This window comes from Variovorax paradoxus, from assembly GCF_009498455.1.
GTDB classification, from domain to species: domain Bacteria; phylum Pseudomonadota; class Gammaproteobacteria; order Burkholderiales; family Burkholderiaceae_C; genus Variovorax; species Variovorax paradoxus_H.
The window spans coordinates 652384-671126 of the sequence record NZ_CP045644.1; the positions used below are offsets into that span (position 1 = coordinate 652384).

Here is an 18743-nt window from a genome sequence, read left to right on the forward strand (position 1 = left end):
ACGCGAAATTAACAGTCAATTATCCCATCGGCGTGACGTGCCTATGTACAGGACTTGGCCCGGTCAGAGGCCCCGTCTACAATCCCCAACAATTGCAGGAGAGCGGGCCTCACGGAGGCCCTACCGAAGGCGCAAACTCCCATAAACGCTCAGGTCGGCCCGACGAAGTTCCAGGTGCAAACAAGGAACATCGGCAAGGGGTCAGTACTGCACTCATCGATACAGCCGTCTGGAGAGCCGCCACGCCATGTGGCGCACCGAAGGAGCAAACCCGCTGCGGGTGCAGCAGGGTGAATCTCTCAGGTACCGAGGACAGGGGGAGCGGCAACTTGGACAGCGGTCGTCCGGTTGCTTGCTATTCATTCAATAGCACTCCACGCCCGCCGTTCAAGCGCTGCAAACTCAAAGGTACTTGCAATGCGTGTGATCGTTCTCGGCGCCGGCCTGCTCGGCGTGACGTCGGCCTACTACCTCCAGCAACTCGGTCACGAGGTGACCGTGATCGACCGGCAAGCCACCCCGGCCGCCGAAACCAGCTTCGCCAACGGCGGCCAGATCTCGGTCAGCCATGCCGAACCGTGGGCCAATCCGAGCGCGCCGCTGAAGGTTCTGCAATGGCTCGGCAAGGAAGATGCGCCGCTGCTCTTTCGCATCCGCGCCGACATGCGCCAATGGCTCTGGGGCCTGCAGTTTTTGCGTGAATGCACCCCTGCGCGCACCCGCCATAACATCGAACAGATCGTGCGTCTCGGTACATACAGCCGGGAAATGTTGCAGCAATTGCGTCGAGACACCGGCCTGAGCTATGACCAGCGCACGCAAGGCATCCTGCACTTCTATACGACGCAGAAAGAATTCGACGGCGCCCTGAAGCCTTCCGAGCAGATGCGCGCCCTGGGCTGCGAGCGCCTGGTCATCTCGGCCGACGAGGCCGTCAAGATCGAACCCGCCCTCGCCCACATCCGCCCGCAACTCGCCGGCGCCACGTACACCGCCGAAGACGAGTCGGGCGACGCCAACCGCTTCGCGCGCGAGCTCGTGAAGCTGGCCGAAGCGGCCGGCGTGAAGTTCCTCATGAGTCACACCGTGACCGCGCTGCGCGAAGCCGGCGGCAGCATCGACCACATCGAGGCCACCGACAACGAAGGCCGCTTCCAACGCATCCGCGGCGATGCCTTCGTGCTCGCGATGGGTTCGCTGAGCCCGCTGTACGCCGCGCCGCTGGGCATCCGCCTGCCGATCTATCCGGCCAAGGGCTACTCGGTGACGCTGCCCGTGAAGGACGCGTCGAAGGCGCACCAGGTCTCGCTGACCGACGACGAATACAAGCTGGTGTTCTCGCGCTACACGTCGGAGTCGGGCGACCGCCTGCGCATCGCCGGCACGGCCGAACTCAACGGCTACGACCGCGACCTGAACCGCGTGCGCTGCGAAGCCATCGTGCGGCGCGTCGAAGAACTCTTCCCCGGCGCCGGCGACACCGAACGCGCGCAGTTCTGGACCGGCCTGCGCCCGGCCACGCCGAGCAACGTGCCGCTGATCGGCAAGACCAAGCTGCCGAACCTGTTCCTCAACACCGGCCACGGCACGCTCGGCTGGACGCACGCCTGCGGCTCGGGCAAGTCGATCGCGCGCATCGTGAGCGGGCTCGCGCCCGAGGTCGACTTCGCGTTCGCCGGCATGCCGGCGCCCGCACCGCGCGCACTGCAGCCGGCCTGAACGCGACCGGCGCCTGGCGTCAGTCCGGCGCGGTGAACACCGTCAGCACGCCGGTGTAGCCGTACAGGTGGTGGCGTGCGATTTCGCCAGCGGCGAAGAAGCCGACCAGCGGCACGTCGCCCAGCGCATGCCGCACGATCTGCAGCTCGGCGCCCGGTGCGCCGAAGTGCGGACCACCGCGCCCCGAACAGCTCACGTACACCGCGCCCGCGATGCGGCGCGCGGGATGCGGTGCGGCCTCGGCCTCGCCGGCTGCCACGGCGCGCGCGGTGGCCAGCGTCTGCTCTTCAGGCTCCAGCTCTTCACGGATCTCGGCGCAGATGCGCATCAGGTCGGCGCGTGCCGCCTGCGCGTTGCGGCGGCAGAAACTCAGCCGCATGCCGGCTTCGGCGTTGTCGGCAATGGCGATGCCGCGGCGTGTCGGATCGAGGCCGATGATGTGGCGCACCAGCACGTCGGCGCCCAGGTCGCCGGTGCGGCGCAGGCCGTCGCTGCCCGCGTCGGCCAGGCCGACCAGCGTGTTGCGCACCGCGTCGATGGCTTCCTGCGGCCGGTCGAGCGACACCTGCAGGTCGGCCAGCAGCACGTCGAGCGCCGGTTCGCCGTCGAGCGACAGCAGCAGGTTGCCGTCGGCCTCGGTGATCTCGCGCTCGCGCGCACCGCCCGTGCGCAGCGGCTGGCAGCCTTGCGTGACGCGCGACACCAGCCGCACGCCCTCGCCGAACACCACCCCCGACAGGCCGCCCGAGAACACACCGCCCGCCGCGCCGTGGCCGCGGATGTTGCCGTTGCCGCCGACCGCGAACTGCAGCGCCCCGCCGCGGCCGGACGAGAGCCCGCCGAACAGGTAGCCGGTGTCGGTGCGGCCCGCCATCTCGCCGATGAGCTCGCCCAGGTCGGGCGTGGCGGGGTCGGCGTGCACGAGCGCGGTGTGCGCCTCGAAGCCGCTCATTTCAGAGCTGCCCAGCGGCGCGACGCCCGAGAACACGCGGTACTGGTCGCTCGGCAACGCGCACAGCATCAGGCTCAGGCCGGGCTCGTCGAAGTACTCGGCGTTGTTGGCCGACACGCCGATGCCGACGGTGCCCGACCAGTCGGTCACCTCGGGCAGCTCGGCGCTCAGGTGATCAAGGATCTCCTGCGCCTCGGACGCGTAGTGGTCGGTGATGTAGAGCAGCCCGAGCGTCGGGTTCGACGCGTAGTCGGGCAGCGCCATCTGCGCGCGCAATTGGGCCAGCACAAGGCCGGCGGCCATGCGCCATTGCGGGTGGGTGGCATGGCCGGTGGGAAACAGTTTCATGGTGCGTACCGACCCGTGCGTCGTCGTCTGAGGAGGTGGCTGTAAGACGTCAGCGCCGGCCGGAGGTTCGCTTGCGCGCGGCGGCGGACGTGGTTTTCTTGCGCGCGGCGGGTGCCGGCGCGGCTTTCTTGGCGGCGGTTTTCTTCGGTGCAGCCTTGGCGGCCGGCTTGCGCGCCGCCGTCACCTTGCCGATGGCCTGCTCCACGGCGTCGGCCAGCGGCTGCGCCATGGCCGGCACCTTGAGCTGCGCCGCGTCCTGCAGCGCCGTGCTCGCGATCTGCTGGAACTGCTCGGTGAGCGAGCCCCACCATTGCATCGGGTCGACGCCGGCAGCGGCAGTGGCTGGCTTGGCGCGCGACTTCTTCTTCGGCGCCGGGGTTTCTTCTTCTGCTTCGTCTTCCTCGGCCTCGTCGAACTCTTCTTCCTCTTCTTCTTCGACGGGCTCCGGTTCAGGCCGGGGTGCCGGGGCGGGTGCGGCGGGAGCCGGTGCAGGCGCCATGGCCGCGGCCTGCTGGGTGAACGCGCTGGCGATGTCTTCCATTCGCACGTTCATGCCGCGCAGGGTGGACAGCGTCATCTTCTGCACCTCGAGCGCCTGGATGGTCGCCTTGAGCGCGTGGCCGTTCTGTTCGAGCCAGTACTGGACCGTCTTCAGTTCCTGGATGCGCTTGTCGACCTCTTCGACGCTCATGGTGGGCGCGACCCAGCTGGCGAGACTCGGGATGCCGGGCACCGCCCCGGCGCCCGCTGCGGCACCGCCGGCGAGGTTCTTCAGGAAGTCGAATCCGGGGACGAACTGGCTGAAGTCGAAGGGTTTGCTGGCGTTGCTCATGCGGGAGGTCTCCTGGCGGGGTTTTCTTGTGTTGCCAGCTTACTCCAAGCCCTTTGCCAGCGAATCAGAGCTCGTCCCTGACCCGGCTGAAAACTTTCCAGAACGCCGCGTCCTGCGAGGTCGCGAAGTTGATCCGCATCATCGTGCTCGGCGGGCGGCGCGCATGGAACAGCGAGCCCGGCGCGAGCAGGTAGCCCTGGTCGAGCATGCGCTGCGTGAGCGCGTCGGTGTCGACGCCCGTGTCGACCCAGCCGAACAGCCCCGCGGGCTCCGAGGCGAAGGTGCAGCCGTGCGACATGGCGAGCTTCACGGCGCGGCCGCGCGCACCGTCGAGCCGGATGCGCACGCGCTCCGAATGGCGGCGCAGCTGGCCCTGGTCGATGCACCACGACAGCGCCCGCTCGAACAGCGTGGGCGAGGTCAGCGTGGCCAGCAGCTTGGTCTCGAGCAGTCGCTCTTTCAGCGCAGGCGAAGCGGCCAGGAAGCCGATGCGCCAGTTGGGCGCCAGTATCTTCGCGAAGCCGCTGACGTAGATGGTGCGCTGCAGCCCGTCGAGCGCACTGAGCCGCGTGGCGTGCTCGGGCGCGAGGTGGCTGTAGGTGTCGTCCTCGACGATGTGGAAGTCGTGTTCGTTGGCCAGCTTGAGCACGCGGTGCGCGCTGCCCGGCGTTAGGCTGTAGCCGGTCGGGTTGTGCAGCACGCTCACGCTGACGAAGAGCTTGGGGCTGTGCAGCTTGCAGTACTGCGCCATCACGTCGAGGTCGGGCCCGTCGGCGCGGCGCGGCACCGGCAGGATGCGCATGCCCAGCGCCTCGAGCCGCGCAAACTCCAGCGCCCAGCCGGGTTCCTCGACCATCACCGGATCGCCCGCGCGCAGCAGCGTGCGGCTCACGACGTCGAGTGCGTGCGTGGCGCCGATGGTGGTGACGATCTGGTCCGGCCCCGCCGGCACGTTGATGCGCACCAGCTTCTGCGAGAGGCTGCGGCGCAGCGCGAGGTCGCCCGAAGGCTCGCCGTATTGAAGCGACAGTTCCTGCAACGCCGACGTGGTCGTCACGCGGCGCACCGCGGTCGCCAGGAAGGTCGAAGCCATCCAGTCGGGCGGGAACACGCCCATGCCCGGCTGCGGCTTGTCGCTCGGGCGGTGGAACATGCTGCGGATCAGCGAGCTGGCGTCGGCCGGTACACGCGAGGCCATCATCGGCGGGACCACGGGCGCGGCATGCGCCGGGTTGCGTGAGCTCTCGGGCACGGGTGCCGCATCGCGCACATAGAAGCCGCGCTGGCGGCGCGCTTCGACGAGGCCTTGTGCAAGCAGCTGGTCGTACGCGGCGACCACGGTGTACGGGCTCACGCCCTGCTGGCGCGCGCATTCGCGCACCGACGGCAGGCGCGCGCCGGGTGCCAGCAGCCGGTTGCGGATGCGCTCGGCGAGGCGATCGGCCAGTTGCCCGGTCAGGGACTGGGTGGAGGTTCGGGTCAGCATCGGGTCGGTCCGCATCGCACGAAGACTGCGGTGTGTGTCGAAGGAATGACCAATACAGATTTCAGATTTGTTCGATCATCTGTACCGGAACTGTAATGGTCCAAAGTTTAGAGTCTGTGACATGAACTGGCAAGAATTCACCGCGCTGCTGGTGTTGGCCACGGCGATGAGCTTCTCGCCCGGACCCAACACCACGCTCTCCACCGCCCTGGCGGCCAACGGCGGCCTGCCGCGCGCGATGCGCTTCGTGGTCGCGGTGCCGGTCGGCTGGACCTTGCTGCTCGCCATCTGCGCGGCCGGCCTCGGCGCGCTGGTGGTGGCGATGCCGCCGCTGCGCCTGGCGATCAAGGGGCTGGGCATCGCCTACCTGCTGTGGCTGGCGTACAAGCTCAGCGGCAGCGCAAAGCTCGGCAAGGCCGACAACGCCAGCCTCTCGGTTGGGTTCACGCAGGGCGTGATGCTGCAGTTCGTGAACATCAAGGCCTGGCTGCTCGCGCTCACGCTGGTGGCCGGCTGGATCGCCGGCCAGCCCGACGCGCTCGCGCGCTTCGCCATCGTCGCGCCCGTGATGCTGACCTATGCCTTCGCGAGCAACTTCGCCTATGCGCTGGTCGGCGCGCTGCTGCGCGAGTGGCTGGCCAAAGGCACGCGCCTGCTGTGGTTCAACCGCGCGATGGGCCTGATCCTCGTGCTCACGGCGTGGTGGATGGTGAGCGTATGAAGCTCGCCCTCAAGGACGAAACGCTGGGCATGTGGCTCGGGGTCGTCGGTGTCGCGCTGTTCGCCGTCACGCTGCCGATGACGCGGCTGGCCACGGGCACGCAAGACGCGCCGCAGCTGTCGCCGTGGTTCGTCACGCTCGGGCGCGCGGCGTTGGCGGGCGTGCTGTCGGTCGTCTTCCTGCTGGTGACGCGTTCGCCGCGCCCGGCAACGCACCAGTGGAAGCCGCTGGGCATGGCGGTGCTGGGCAACGCCATCGGCTATCCGCTGCTGCTGGGCTACGCGCTGCGCGTGGTCACGGCCAGCCACGCGGCGGTGGTGACGGCGCTGCTGCCGCTGGTCACGGCCGCGGTCGCGGCCTGGGTGCTGCACCAGCGCGCGCGGCTGGGCTTCTGGCTCTGCGCCGTCGCGGGCAGCCTGCTGGTGGTGGTGTTCTCGGTGCTGCGCGCGCAGCAGAGCGGGCACGGCTTCGGTTTCGAATGGGCCGACCTGCTGCTGGTCGGCGCGGTCATCGCGGCTTCGGTCGGCTACATCTACGGTGCGCAGGTCACGCCCGCGCTCGGTGCCGAGCGCGTGATCTGCTGGGTCTGCGTGATGGCGCTGCCCGTGTCGCTGCCCGCCACGATCGCCCTGTGGCCGCAGCAGCCCGTGGCCACCTCGGCCTGGGTCGGCTTCACCTACGTCGGCATGTTCTCGATGTGGATCGGCTTCTTCGCGTGGTACCGCGGGCTGGCCCTGGGCGGCGCGCTGCGCGTGAGCCAGACGCAGCTGCTGCAGCCCTTTTTGTCGATCCTCGCGTCGATCCCGCTGCTGGGCGAACCGCTCGACGTGGTCACGCTGGGCTTCGCCGCCGCCGTGGTCGCCACGGTGGTCGTGGGCAAGCGGCTGTCGCAACCGCAGGCCGCGCCCGCGGTGCCGCGCGGTGCCGAACCGCAGGCCAGGAGCTGACGACGATGACGCTGTTCAGCCATGTCACCGTCGGCTGCACCGACCTGTCGCGCGCCGCCGCCTTCTACGACGCGGTGCTCGCGCCGCTCGGCCTCATCCGTCGCCCCGTGACGCCCGACGGCGGCCCCGACGCCGCCTGCTGGATCGTGCCGGGCCAGACGCTGCCGCGCTTCTACGTGTACCTCCCGCTGGACGGCGAACCCGCCAGCGCCGGCAACGGCAACATGGTCGCGTTCTGCGCGCCCTCGCCGCAGGCCGTTCACGCCGCCCACGAGGCGGCCCTGCGTCACGGTGGCCGCGACGAAGGCGCGCCCGGTCCCCGCCCCCGCTATGGGCAGGGCTATTACGGCGCCTACCTGCGCGACCCGGACGGCAACAAAATCCATGTCGTGCACCGCGGCGACATTCCGCCGCCCTGACCCCACACTCAGACTCACCTCACCTCTCATCCGCCAGAAAGAAGAAAGCCTCCCATGAACTGGAAACTCGCCGCCCGCGCCGCCAAGATGAATCCTTCGGTGCTGCGTGAAATCCTCAAGGTCACCGAGCGCCCCGGCATCATCAGCCTGGCCGGCGGCCTGCCCTCGCCCAAGACCTTCCCCATTCAAGAATTCGCGGACGCCTGCGCCGAAGTGCTGCACAACGACGGCGCGGCCGCGTTGCAGTACGCCGCCAGCGAAGGCTACGCGCCGCTGCGCCAGGCCGTGGCCGACATGCTGCCCTGGGACGTCGATGCCTCGCAGGTGCTCATCACCACCGGCTCGCAGCAAGGCCTCGACCTCGTGGCCAAGGTGCTGATCGATCCGGGCAGCAAGGTGCTGGTCGAAACGCCCACCTACCTCGGCGCGCTGCAGGCCTTCGGCCCGATGGAGCCGCACCCCGTGGGCGTGGCCAGCGACGACGACGGCGTGATCGTCGACGACCTCGTGGCCAAGGCCGCCGACGCGCGCTTCGTCTACCTGCTGCCCAACTTCCAGAACCCCACCGGCCGCACCATGACCGAGGCGCGCCGCGCCGCCGTGTCGGCTGCCGCCGCTGCGGCCAACCTGCCGATCGTCGAAGACAACCCCTACGGCGAGCTCTGGTTCGACGAAGCCCCGCCGCTGCCGCTGGCCGCGCGCAACCCCGAGGGCGTGATCTACCTGGGCTCGTTCTCGAAGGTGCTGGCCCCGGGCCTGCGCCTGGGCTTCCTGGTGGCGCCGAAGGCCATCTTCCCCAAGCTGCTGCAGGCCAAGCAGGCGGTCGACCTGCACACGCCGATCTTCACGCAGCGCATGGTTTCGGCCGTGATGCGCGACGGTTTCCTCGACCGCCACGTGCCCACCATTCGCGCGCTGTACAAGCGCCAGCGCGACGCCATGATCGCCGCGCTCCACCGCGAGATGGCCGGCCTCGATGTGAAGTTCAACGCCCCCAAGGGCGGCATGTTCCTGTGGGCGCGCCTGCCCGAGGGCATCGACACCGTGACCCTGCTGCCCAAGGCCGTCGAACGCAACGTGGCCTTCGTGCCCGGCGCGCCGTTCTACGCGGGCGAAGGCGATCCGCGCACGCTGCGCCTGTCGTTCGTGACCGCCAGCGTCGAAGAGATCGACACCGCCATCGCCGCGCTCGCGCTCACGCTGCGCGAAGAGCTGGCGCTGCTCGCCCCTGCCCCTGCCCTCGCCTGAACCGGCCCACGACCATGCACATCGCCATCCTCACCTTCGACGGTTTCAACGAGCTCGACTCGCTGGTCGCGCTCGGTGTGCTCAACCGCGTGAAGAAGCCCGGCTGGCGCGTGACGCTGGCCTCGCCCAGCGCCACCGTGACCTCGATGAACGGCGTCACGGTGCACGCCACCGCGACGCTCGAGTCGGCGTGCGAGGCGGGCGCGGTGATCGTCGGCAGCGGCATCCGCACGCGCGAGATCGCCGCCGATGCGGGCCTCATGGGCGTGCTGCGCGGGCTCGACCCGTCGCGCCAGCTCATCGGCGCGCAATGCTCGGGCACCCTGCTGCTCGCCAAGCTCGGCCTGCTGGGCACCGTGCCGGCGTGCACCGACCTCACGACCAAGCCGTGGGTGCAGGAGGCCGGCATCGAGGTGCTCAACCAGCCCTTCTTCGCGCAGGGCAACGTGGCCACCGCGGGCGGCTGCTTCTCGGCGCCCTACCTTGCGGCGTGGCTCATCGCGCGCACCGAAGGCATCGACGCTGCGAAGAGCGCGCTGCATTACGTCGCGCCGGTCGGCGAGAAAGACGACTACGTGGCGCGCGCGATGCGCAACATCGAGCCGTACCTGCAGACGCAGCAACCGGCCACGGCCTGAATCCACTGATCCACGGAACACGGACATGATCGGACTCGCAACCCTCTCGCTCTTCCTGCTCGCGGTGCTGGCGCTGTTTCTGTCGCCCGGCCCGAACATGGCCTTCGTGATGTCGCACGGCGTGGCGCATGGCCCGCGCGGCGGCTTCGCGGCGGCCGTGGGCATCTCGGCGGCCGACCTGGTCCACACGCTGTTCGCGGCCACCGGCGTCACCGCATTGGTCGCGGCGTGGCCGCCCGCCTTCGACGTGCTGCGCTACGCGGGTGCGCTGTACCTGGTGTGGCTCGCCGTGCAGGCGCTGCGCAGCGGCGGCGGCGGCTTCCGCCCGGGCGCGCAGGCGCAGCCGGCCGGCTTCGGCCGCATCGTGCGCATGGCGTTGCTGAACAACCTCGTGAATCCGAAGGCGCTGCTGTTCTTCATGGTCTTCCTGCCGCAGTTCGTCGATCCGTCGCACGGCAGCGTGCCGCTGCAGCTGGTGCAGCTCGGCGTGGTGCTGTCGCTGGCCGCGCTCGCATTCAACACGCTGCTGGGCGCCTGCAGCGGGCAGGTCGGCCGCTGGCTGGAGCAACGCCCGGGCGCCGAAAAATTCCAGCGCGGCCTGCTCGCCGCCGTGATGCTGGGGCTGGCCGTGCGCCTGCTGTTCCTCGACCGGCCGGCACCACGCTGAAAGCGAGTTCCCTCATGAACATCTTGAAGATCGCAGCCTTCTCGGAGGGACAGACGGGCGGCAACCCCGCCGGCGTCGTCATCGGCGATACGCTGCCATCCACCGCGCAAATGCAGGCGGTGGCCGCGGACGTCGGTTTCTCCGAGACCGCCTTCGCGGCGCCCATCGACGGCGGCTGGCGCGTGCGCTACTTCTCACCGCAGTCCGAAGTGCCGTTCTGCGGCCACGCGACCATCGCGCTGGGTGCCGCGCTCGCACTGCGCCACGGCGACGGCGTGTTCGCGCTCACGCTCAACCAGGCCAAGATCACGGTCGAGGGCCGGCGCGAAGGCAACGTGATTGCCGCCGCCTTGCAATCGCCGCCCACGCGCAGCGCGCCTGCAGCGCCCGCGCTGGTCGCCGAGGCATTGGCCCTTTTCGGCCACACGCCCAGCGACCTCGACGCACGCATTCCGCCCGCCGTGGCCCACGCGGGCGCGAACCACCTGGTGCTGGCACTCCACAGCCGCCAGGCCCTGTCTGCGATGCGCTACGCGCTGGAAACCGGCCGCGCGCTCATGCAGCGCGCCGAGCTGACGACCATCGTGCTGGTCCACGCAGAAAGCGCTCAACGCTTTCACACACGCAATCCGTTTGCCTCGGGCGGCGTCTACGAAGACCCAGCCACCGGCGCCGCGACGGCCGCGCTCGCAGGCTACCTGCGCGACCTCGGGTGGCCCCACGGGGGTGCCATCGACGTGGTGCAGGGCGAAGACATGGGCATGCTGTCGCGCCTGCATGCCGACATCTCACCGGTGGCGGGCAGCTCGGTCCGCGTGTCCGGCACGGCGCGCGTCATGGCGGCCTGAGCCCCCTCGACAAACACACACAAGGAACCTCACCCATGCTCAACATCTGGGGCCGCATCAGCTCGATCAACGTGCGCAAGGTCGTGTGGTGCGCGCAGGAACTCGGGCTCGACTTCCAGCGCACCGAGGCCGGCGGCAAGTTCGGCGTGGTGCAGACGCCCGAATACCGCGCGCTCAACCCGAACGCCATGGTGCCCACCATCGACGACGGCGAAGGCGCCGAACGCGTCACGCTGTGGGAGTCGAACGTCATCGTGCGCTACCTCTGCGCCCGGTACGCGCACGGCACGCTCTACCCGAGCGAGCTGCCCGCGCGCTTCGACGCCGAGCGCTGGATGGACTGGCAGCAGACCACGCTCAACCGCGCCAGCCGCGACGCCTTCGTGCAATGGGTGCGCACGGCGCCGTCGGAGCGCCAGCCCGCGCTGATCGCCGCATCGGTGCGCGAGAGCGAGGCGCTGTTCGCCATGCTCGACGCGCACCTCGCGCAGCGCCCCTACATGGCCGGCGATCGCTTCACCATGGCCGACATCCCGATCGGCTGCGAAGCGCACCGCTGGTTCGGCCTGCCCGGCGCCGAGTACCGCCGGCCCGTCTGGCCGAACGTCGAGCGCTGGTACGCCGATTTGCTTTCCCGACCGGGCACGCGCGGCGTGCTCGATTTATCCCTCGAATGACCCTGATGAAATCCCGCCCCTTCAAGCAAGTCGATGTCTTCACCGCCACCGCCTATTTCGGCAATCCGCTCGCGGTGGTGCTCGACGGCCAGGACCTCGACGACGCCGCCATGCAGCGCTTCGCGCGGTGGACGAACCTGTCCGAGACCACCTTCCTGCTGCCGCCGACCGATGCGACTGCCGACTACCGCGTGCGCATCTTCACGCCCGGCGGCGAGCTGCCCTTTGCGGGCCATCCGACCATCGGCAGTTGCCATGCGTGGCTGCAGGCCGGCGGCAAGCCCAAGGCGGCGGGCCGCGTGGTGCAGCAGTGCGGCGCCGGCCTCGTGCCGCTGCGGCACGACGGCGGGCGCCTGGCCTTTGCAGCGCCGCCGCTCAAGCGCAGCGCCCCGAGCCCTGCGCTGCTGGCCAAGGTGGCCGGCGCGCTGGGGTTGAAGGCGCAGCAGATCGTCGCGGCGCAGATGCTCGTCAACGGCCCGGCCTGGCTCGGCCTGCTGCTGGACGATGCCGACGCTGTGCTGCGGCTCACGCCCGATCACCGCCTGCTCAAGGAACTCGGCGTCGAAGCCGGCGTGGCAGGCGTGCCTGCTGCGCGCGACGACTCGCTGCTCATCGGCCGCTCGAACCGCGAAGCGCGCGCCTTCGGCCATCGCCCGGCCGCCGCGCCCGACGACGGCGAGAAGATCGATCTCGAAGTGCGTGCCTTTGCGGCAGCCGTCGGCGTGGAGGAAGACCCCGTCACCGGCAGCCTCAACGCGGGCCTGGCCGAGTGGCTCATCGCGGACGGCCACATGCCCGAGCGCTACGTGGCCGCGCAAGGCCAGTGCCTGGGCCGCGCGGGCCGCGTGTACATCGAGCGCGACAGCGACGGCACGGTCTGGGTCGGCGGCGACGCCGTGACCTGCATCGACGGCCACGTCACGCTCTGAACGAAAGCACACCATGGCCCCCGCCGAAGTCGACCACCTCGTGATCGCCGCCGCTTCGCTGGCAGAGGGTGTGGCGTGGTGCGAGGCCACGCTCGGCGTGACACCCGCGCCGGGCGGCGCGCATCCGCTGATGGGCACGCACAACCGGCTGCTGAACATCGCGAGCGACGCGTTCCCGCGCGCCTATGCCGAGATCATCGCGATCGAGCCCGGCAAGGCGCCGTCGCGGCCGAAGACCCGCCGCTGGTTCGACCTGGACGACGCAGCGCTGCAGGCCGCGCTCGTGCGGCGCGGCCCGCGGCTGATCCACTTCGTGGCGCGCGTGCCTGATGCACACGCCGCCACGCAGGCGCTCGCGCGTGAAGAGCATGCGCACATCGACCGCGGCCAGCTGCTCGAAGCCGCGCGCGACACGCCGGCCGGCCGGCTCGAATGGCAGATCACGGTGCGCGACGACGGCCAGCGCCTGTTCTACGGCGCACTGCCCACGCTGATCCAGTGGGGCGCCGTGCATCCGACCGACGCCATGCCCGCCTCGGGCCTCACGCTGCGGTCGCTGCGCGTGGCGCATCCGCGCGCGCCGGCGCTGTCGGCCGCGCTCTCGGCCATCGGCATGGTCCGCCTGCCGGTCGATGCCGGACCGCCCAACCTCGTCGCCGTGTTCGACACGCCGCGTGGCCCCGTCACGCTTGAATCGAAGGGACTCTGACATGCTGACCCTCACCGAAATCGCCTGGTTCGCCCTCGCCTCTTTGCTGCTGGCGCTCACGCCGGGGCCGAACATGATCTATTGCGTGTCGCGCACGCTGATCCAGGGCCGCCGCGCGGGAATGATTTCGCTGGGCGGCGTGCTGATGGCCTTCCTGGTGCACCTGTTCGCCGCGGCGCTGGGCCTCACGGCGCTGCTGCTGGCGGTGCCGGTCGCGTTCGACGCGATCCGCTTTGCCGGTGCAGCCTACCTGCTGTGGCTCGCGTGGCAGGCGGTCAAGCCCGGCGGCAACGCGCCCTTCGAAGCGCGCGCGCTGCCGGCCGATCCGCCGGCCAAGCTGTTCCGCATGGGCTTTCTCACGAACCTGCTGAACCCGAAGGTGGCGATGTTCTACCTGTCGTTCTTTCCGCAGTTCATCCACCCCGAACGCGGCTCGGTGCTGCTGCAGAGTCTGCAGCTGGGCCTGGCGCAGATGGCGAGCAGCGCGCTGGTCAACGCCGTGGTGATCGCCGGCGCCGCGAGCATCACGGCTGTGCTGTCGCAAAGCGCCGGCTGGCTGCGTGCGCAGCGCTACATCATGGGCAGCGTGCTGGCCGCACTGGCCGTGCGCGTGGCGCTCACCGAACGCAAGTAAGCAAGAACGAAAGACGCCTGATGCGATTCACCCGCGAAGAGATCGACGCTGCGTTGCGCACCGTGCATGCAGCCATGCCGCCCACGCCGCAGTACACGTGGCCGCTGCTGTCGCAGCGCCTGGGCGCCACGGTCTGGGCCAAGCACGAGAACCACACGCCGGTCGGCGCCTTCAAGATCCGCGGCGGCCTGACCTACTTCGAGACCCTGGCGCGCGAACAGCCCGAGGCGCGCCACGTGATCAGCGCCACGCGCGGCAACCATGGCCAGTCGGTCGGCTTCGCGGCGCAGCGCCACCAACTGGCCGCGACCATCGTGGTGCCGCACGGCAATTCGCGCGAGAAGAACGCGGCGATGCGGGCGCTCGGCGTCACGCTGGTCGAGCATGGCGACGATTTCCAGGCCGCCTCCGAACATGCGGCCGTGCTGGCCGAGCGCGACGCACTGCACCGCGTGCCCTCGTTCCATCGCGAGCTGGTGCGGGGCGTGTCGACCGCGTATGTCGAGTTCTTCAGTGCTTTGAAAGACTCGCCCCCCGACGTGCTGTTCGTGCCCATCGGCCTGGGCTCCGGCTTTGCCGGCGCGGCGGCGGCGCGCGCGCATTGCGGCGTGTCGACGAAGCTCATCGGCGTGGTGTCGGCGCACGCGACGGCCTACCGCGACTCGTTTCGCGCGCGCCGTGCCATCGAATCGCCCGCGACCACATTGCTGGCCGATGGCATGGCCTGCCGCACGCCGGTGCCTGAATCTCTGGACGTGATCCTGCAGGAAGCCGATGACGTGATCACCGTGACCGACGACGAGGTGGCGGAAGCGATGCGCGTTCTGTTCACCGACACGCACAACGTGGCGGAAGGGGCGGGTGCGGCTGCGTTGGCGGGGGCGCTTCAGCAGCAGGAGCGCTGGCGCGGCAAGTCCGTGGGCATTGCGCTGAGCGGTGGCAATGTCGATGCGGACATGTTCGCGGGGGTGTTGGCGCGCAGCGCTTCCTGAGCGGGTTGCTGCTGTTCAGGGCGCGTGCCCAGGCCACCGGGTACTTCCCTCCGCGAATGTCCCCCGGGCTTCGCCCTCCTCCTTGATTTCGCTGCGGGAAGCACCCGGTGTCCTGCGCCCGCTGGGCGCTGTCGTTGTGCCGGTCGATCAATCACCGCACTGCCCAGCGCTCACGTCGATGCGGTGCCTTGCGCAGCGAAATTAAGGGGGAGCCCGAAGGGCGGAGGACATTCGCGGAGCAAGGTACCGCGTCGGCGGGAGCGCCGCCCTGAACCACAGCCTTACGGCAGCGGCCCCGTATTCGCCGTGCTCAACGGCAGCCGCGACACCTCGGCCAACAGCAACGCCAACTGCTGCGCAGCGGCATTGACCACCGCCTGACCCTTCTCTGCAGTGGCCGCCGCCGCATTCCCGGCCGCGCCCTGCGCGTTGTAGTCCTCCATCGCCCAGCCGAGCTTGGCGCTCTTGCCGTTGCCGAGGATCGCGTAGTCGGCTGCGCGCTGCTCTGAGGTGGAACTGAAATCCTTCGCCTCGCCCATGCGCACGAACTCGGGCGTCAGCGCCAGCATCATCGAGGTCTCGACCTCGCCCGCGTGCACGCCGAAGCGGTGCTCCTGCGCGCTGAACTGCGCGTTGGCATCGCCCAGCGGCAGGTTGAACCAGCTCACGCTGTAGACGATGAGGCCGTGCGCGGCGCGCAGCTCGCGCGCCACGATGTCCATCGCACCCACATGGCCGCCGTGGGCGTTGAACAGCACCAGCTTCTTCACGCCGGCGCGCGCCACGCCCGCGCCGATCTCCTTCCACATCCGGATCAGCGTCTCGGCCGACAGCGAGAGCGTGCCCGCGAAACGCGCGTGCTCGGGGCTCAGGCCGATCTGCTGGGTGGGCAGGAAAAGCGCCGGCAGTTCCGGCGGCAGCAGCGGCAGCGCGGCCGCCACGATGCCGTCGGCCAGCACGGTGTCCACGCCCAGCGGCAGGTGCGGGCCATGCTGTTCGGTCGCGCCCAGCGGCAGCACCGCCACCGTGGTCGCCGCATCGAGCGCGGCGAAGTCGCGCGTCGTCAATTGAGACCAGAAACGGGGCAAGGGGACCGGAAGTGCGTTCATGCGGCGATCTTAGGGCGGGGCCATGGGCGGCGCGCGGAGCAACACTTTGCGCACAACCGCACACAACCTCCTGACATCAGACGAATCGATCGCGAATCTGTTCACGATTAGTTCTCATCTTTGGTCATTTTCAATCCAATTGTTAACAAAATGACCTAGAGTCCTTTTCACGAACTTTCCGCCACGGCTTGTCACGGCCCAGGAAAGTTCAAGCAAAAAAGGGAGTTGCGTGTCCATCCATACACAAAGAAATGGAGGCACCGTCGTTGCCGGGCGCAAGGTCGCGCCCTTCAAGGCATTGCCTCATCGCCTCGCACGCGCCGTGCGGGGTTTGCCGCCGATCGTGTGCGTGCTGGTCTTCGGTACCAGCACCGCCTTCGCGGATTCCACTGTCGCGCCCTCGCCTGTCGCCCCCCATGGCGGCGCGGTGGCGTATGACGCCTCGCAGCACGACGCACTGATCGTCGCGCGCCGCGCCGGTCGCATCGCGCCGGCCCCAGCCCTGCAGCAGCTGCGCCAATGGCTGGCTGCCCCGCTGGCCGACGATCAGCGCCGCCGCGTGGCGTCCGACGCCATCGCGATCGCGGTCGCCGACGGTCGGTTCGCCGAGGCGGTGGCCGTGGGCCGCCAGGTGCCGCCCGCCGGGCTGAGCGACTACGCGCTCGGCCCCCTGGCCGGCGCCGCACGGCGCACGGGCGACATCGCCTTGCAGGGCGACACGGTCAAGGTCTGGCGCGCGCGCCAGCCGACGGCCCGCGAGCCGCGCCTCCACGAAGCTTTCTGGCGACTGGCCAGCGGCGACACGGCGGGCGCACACGCCATCTACCGCGCGCTGGCCCAGCCCGCGCCCACAGCGGTCGCCGACCGCGTCGCGCTGCTCGACCTGCGCGCCGCGCTGGCGCGTGCGCAAGGCCAGCCGTTCCAGGCGCTGTCGGCTTACAGCGAGATCACTTCGCTGCAGCCCGATCGCCGCGATGCGCAGCGCGATGCCGACTTCCTGCTGGCCGAGTACGGCGGCGCCACCGCCGCGTTCGAAGACGCGCAAGCCGCCGAGCGCAAGCAGCCCGGCAGCATCGCCCCGCTCACGCTTGCGATGCTCGAACAACAGGCGCTGGCGCAGCAGCTGCGATGGGCCGTGAAGGCGCGCGACCAGCGCGTGGGCGCGGCCCGCGTCACCGACCTCGACAAGGTGCTGACCGCGCAGCCCGCCGCGTTGGCCCGCGTCGATGCGGCGCTCGCGCAGCCCGCCACGCCAGACGCCGATGCATGGCGCACGCTGCGCACGCGGCTGCAGTCGGACCGCATGATGGCGCTGCTGGAGCGTGGCCGCCCGGCCGACACGATCGCGCTGTACGACAGCCTGCGTGCCGACGCCACCGTGCTACCGCCCTACGCACTCGGCACCGCCGCCCGTGCGCTGGCGCAGGAGCGCCGCTCGGTCGATGCCGTGCCGCTGTTCGAACAAGCGGTCGTCGATCTGCCGATGCCCGACCCCCTGCATTTCGGCCTGGTCTACGCCTACCTCGATACGGGCCGCTTCGACGACGCCGAAGCCCTGCTCCAACGCATCGAAGGCGCCACGCCGGTCCTGATGCGGCTGGCCCCGGAAGCCGGCCGCCCCAACGACCAGTTCTCGGAAGTGAGCGGCCTGAGCGCGCTGCTGCAGCTCTATGGCGATCGCCCGAAGATCGCGCAGCCGCGCTTCGACGCGCTCACCTACGAAGCCCCGCTCAATGCGGGCTACGCCTACGGCGCCGCGCTCACCGAGCGGTTGCGCGAGCACCCCGAGGCGGCCGTGGCGCGCTTCGAGGCGCTGAGCGCCGACCACCCCGACGACCTCAGCGTGCGCACCGGCCATGTCGAAGCGCTGCTCGACGCCGACGAATTCCGCGCGGCCCGGCTGCGCGCCGAGTCGCTCGAGGCCGACGCGCCCGACGCCGCCGAGGTGCGCGAGATGGCACGCAAGCGCCGCTCGCTGGTCGGCCCGCATCTCGAGATCGACGCCGAAGGTTCGCGCGGCGGCGGCACGCTGGCCAGCCGCGAATGGCGCGTCGACAGCCGGCTCAGCGCCGGCCTCATCGGCGATGCGTGGCGCGTGTTTTATGCGCAGACGCTGGGCCGCGGCTACACCTCCGAAGGCACCGCCAAGTGGGCCCGCAGCGGCCTCGGCGCAAGCTGGCAGCAGGGCCGATGGCTGGCCGAAGGCGTGCTGCAGCATGCGAACAACGGCCGCTACCGGAGCAGCGTGGCCGGCCGCGTCGACTACCGCGCGGGCGATGCCTGGCAGCTGTCGGCGACCTACGACGGCGACAGCAAGGAGCTGCCCTGGAAAGCCCGGGCCGTGCCCTTCGGCGCGCAGGCCATCGGCGCGCGCGAGTTCGGCGCCAGCGTGGCTCACATCGTCAACGAGTCGCGCCGCTTCGACCTGCAATGGCGCCGGCTCGACTTCAGCGACGGCAACCTGCGCGACGGCCTCGACTTCGGCTGGCGCGAGCGCTGGGTCAGCACGCCGCGCTTCCAGCTCGAGACGCGGCTGGGCGTCGATGCCAGCCGCAGCCGCCTGCAGGACGTGCGCTATTTCAGCCCCTCGCGCGATGCCAGCGCGCAGCTGTCGGTGCGCGGCCAGTGGCTCACCTGGAAAAGCGACGACCGCCAGTTCTTCCAGGTGCTGGAGCTTGGCGGCGGCAGCTACCGTCAGGCCGGCTTCGGCAGCGGCCCGCTGTGGAACCTGCGCTACGAGCACCGCTGGGCCCTGGGCCAGAAGCTCACGCTGCGCTACGGCCTGACCTACGGCAGCCACCCCTACGACGGCGTGCGCGAAAAACAGCGCGGCGTGTTCCTGAACCTTTCGATGCCCCTGCAGTGATG

Annotated in this window: 18 protein-coding genes and 2 riboswitches; of the genes, 14 read left to right on the forward strand and 4 right to left on the reverse strand. The window is 70.0% G+C overall.

Features of this window, described 5'->3' with window-relative positions; translation table 11 throughout:
• The first annotated feature begins 85 nt into the window (after nucleotides 1–85).
• Nucleotides 86–175, forward strand: a riboswitch (glycine riboswitch).
• Between the two features lie 44 nt (nucleotides 176–219).
• A riboswitch (glycine riboswitch) is annotated at nucleotides 220–326 on the forward strand.
• Between the two features lie 91 nt (nucleotides 327–417).
• Nucleotides 418–1719, forward strand: a complete 1302-nt coding sequence (locus GFK26_RS02930; RefSeq protein ID WP_153280769.1) for a D-amino acid dehydrogenase — start codon at nucleotides 418–420, stop codon at nucleotides 1717–1719.
• Nucleotides 1720–1738: 19 nt separating this feature from the next.
• Here GFK26_RS02930 and GFK26_RS02935 read toward each other — a convergent pair whose 3' ends face one another.
• From GFK26_RS02935 to GFK26_RS02945, 3 genes are all read right to left on the reverse strand, one after another.
• Nucleotides 1739–3019: an FIST signal transduction protein gene (locus tag GFK26_RS02935; protein ID WP_101488545.1), complete on the reverse strand. Its 1281-nt coding sequence runs from the start codon at nucleotides 3017–3019 to the stop codon at nucleotides 1739–1741.
• Nucleotides 3020–3068: 49 nt separating this feature from the next.
• Nucleotides 3069–3851: a PhaM family polyhydroxyalkanoate granule multifunctional regulatory protein gene (locus GFK26_RS02940; protein ID WP_153280770.1), complete on the reverse strand. Its 783-nt coding sequence runs from the start codon at nucleotides 3849–3851 to the stop codon at nucleotides 3069–3071.
• Nucleotides 3852–3915: 64 nt separating this feature from the next.
• Nucleotides 3916–5337, reverse strand: a complete 1422-nt coding sequence (locus GFK26_RS02945; protein WP_153280771.1) for a PLP-dependent aminotransferase family protein — start codon at nucleotides 5335–5337, stop codon at nucleotides 3916–3918.
• Between the two features lie 121 nt (nucleotides 5338–5458).
• Here GFK26_RS02945 and GFK26_RS02950 point away from each other — a divergent pair, with 121 nt between their 5' ends.
• From GFK26_RS02950 to GFK26_RS03005, 12 genes are read left to right on the forward strand one after another with little or no spacing between them, the layout of a single operon-like run.
• Entirely contained in the window at nucleotides 5459–6058 is a 600-nt protein-coding gene (locus GFK26_RS02950) for a LysE family translocator (protein WP_101488543.1), read from the forward strand.
• Entirely contained in the window at nucleotides 6055–7005 is a 951-nt protein-coding gene (locus tag GFK26_RS02955) for a DMT family transporter (protein ID WP_153280772.1), read from the forward strand. The genes GFK26_RS02950 and GFK26_RS02955 overlap by 4 nt, the downstream gene beginning before the upstream one ends.
• Nucleotides 7006–7016: 11 nt before the next feature.
• Entirely contained in the window at nucleotides 7017–7424 is a 408-nt protein-coding gene (locus GFK26_RS02960; protein ID WP_153285837.1) for a VOC family protein, read from the forward strand.
• A gap of 54 nt (nucleotides 7425–7478) precedes the next feature.
• Nucleotides 7479–8672, forward strand: a complete 1194-nt coding sequence (locus GFK26_RS02965) for a PLP-dependent aminotransferase family protein (protein WP_153280773.1) — start codon at nucleotides 7479–7481, stop codon at nucleotides 8670–8672.
• A 14-nt stretch (nucleotides 8673–8686) separates the two neighbouring features.
• Nucleotides 8687–9310: a DJ-1/PfpI family protein gene (locus GFK26_RS02970; protein ID WP_153280774.1), complete on the forward strand. Its 624-nt coding sequence runs from the start codon at nucleotides 8687–8689 to the stop codon at nucleotides 9308–9310.
• A gap of 25 nt (nucleotides 9311–9335) precedes the next feature.
• Entirely contained in the window at nucleotides 9336–9977 is a 642-nt protein-coding gene (locus tag GFK26_RS02975; RefSeq protein WP_153280775.1) for a LysE family translocator, read from the forward strand.
• 14 nt (nucleotides 9978–9991) lie between these two features.
• Complete coding sequence (locus tag GFK26_RS02980; protein WP_153280776.1) at nucleotides 9992–10825, forward strand: PhzF family phenazine biosynthesis protein; 834 nt, start codon at nucleotides 9992–9994, stop codon at nucleotides 10823–10825.
• A 35-nt stretch (nucleotides 10826–10860) separates the two neighbouring features.
• Complete coding sequence (locus GFK26_RS02985; RefSeq protein ID WP_153280777.1) at nucleotides 10861–11502, forward strand: glutathione S-transferase family protein; 642 nt, start codon at nucleotides 10861–10863, stop codon at nucleotides 11500–11502.
• 5 nt (nucleotides 11503–11507) lie between these two features.
• Entirely contained in the window at nucleotides 11508–12431 is a 924-nt protein-coding gene (locus GFK26_RS02990; RefSeq protein ID WP_194274011.1) for a PhzF family phenazine biosynthesis protein, read from the forward strand.
• 13 nt (nucleotides 12432–12444) lie between these two features.
• Nucleotides 12445–13140 (forward strand): VOC family protein, encoded by a 696-nt coding sequence (locus GFK26_RS02995; protein WP_153280779.1) that lies wholly within the window; start codon nucleotides 12445–12447, stop codon nucleotides 13138–13140.
• A 1-nt stretch (nucleotide 13141) separates the two neighbouring features.
• On the forward strand, nucleotides 13142–13774 hold the full coding sequence (locus tag GFK26_RS03000; protein WP_153280780.1) for a LysE family translocator: 633 nt from the start codon (nucleotides 13142–13144) through the stop codon (nucleotides 13772–13774).
• Nucleotides 13775–13794: 20 nt separating this feature from the next.
• Complete coding sequence (locus GFK26_RS03005) at nucleotides 13795–14766, forward strand: threonine dehydratase (RefSeq protein ID WP_153280781.1); 972 nt, start codon at nucleotides 13795–13797, stop codon at nucleotides 14764–14766.
• A 281-nt stretch (nucleotides 14767–15047) separates the two neighbouring features.
• On the opposite strand, the gene GFK26_RS03010 is transcribed toward GFK26_RS03005, so the two are convergent.
• Entirely contained in the window at nucleotides 15048–15875 is an 828-nt protein-coding gene (locus GFK26_RS03010) for a creatininase family protein (RefSeq protein ID WP_153280782.1), read from the reverse strand.
• Between the two features lie 229 nt (nucleotides 15876–16104).
• Between GFK26_RS03010 and pgaA the strand changes: the two genes are divergently transcribed.
• Nucleotides 16105–18741: a poly-beta-1,6 N-acetyl-D-glucosamine export porin PgaA gene (pgaA, locus tag GFK26_RS03015; protein WP_153280783.1), complete on the forward strand. Its 2637-nt coding sequence runs from the start codon at nucleotides 16105–16107 to the stop codon at nucleotides 18739–18741.
• The last annotated feature ends 2 nt before the right edge of the window (nucleotides 18742–18743 follow it).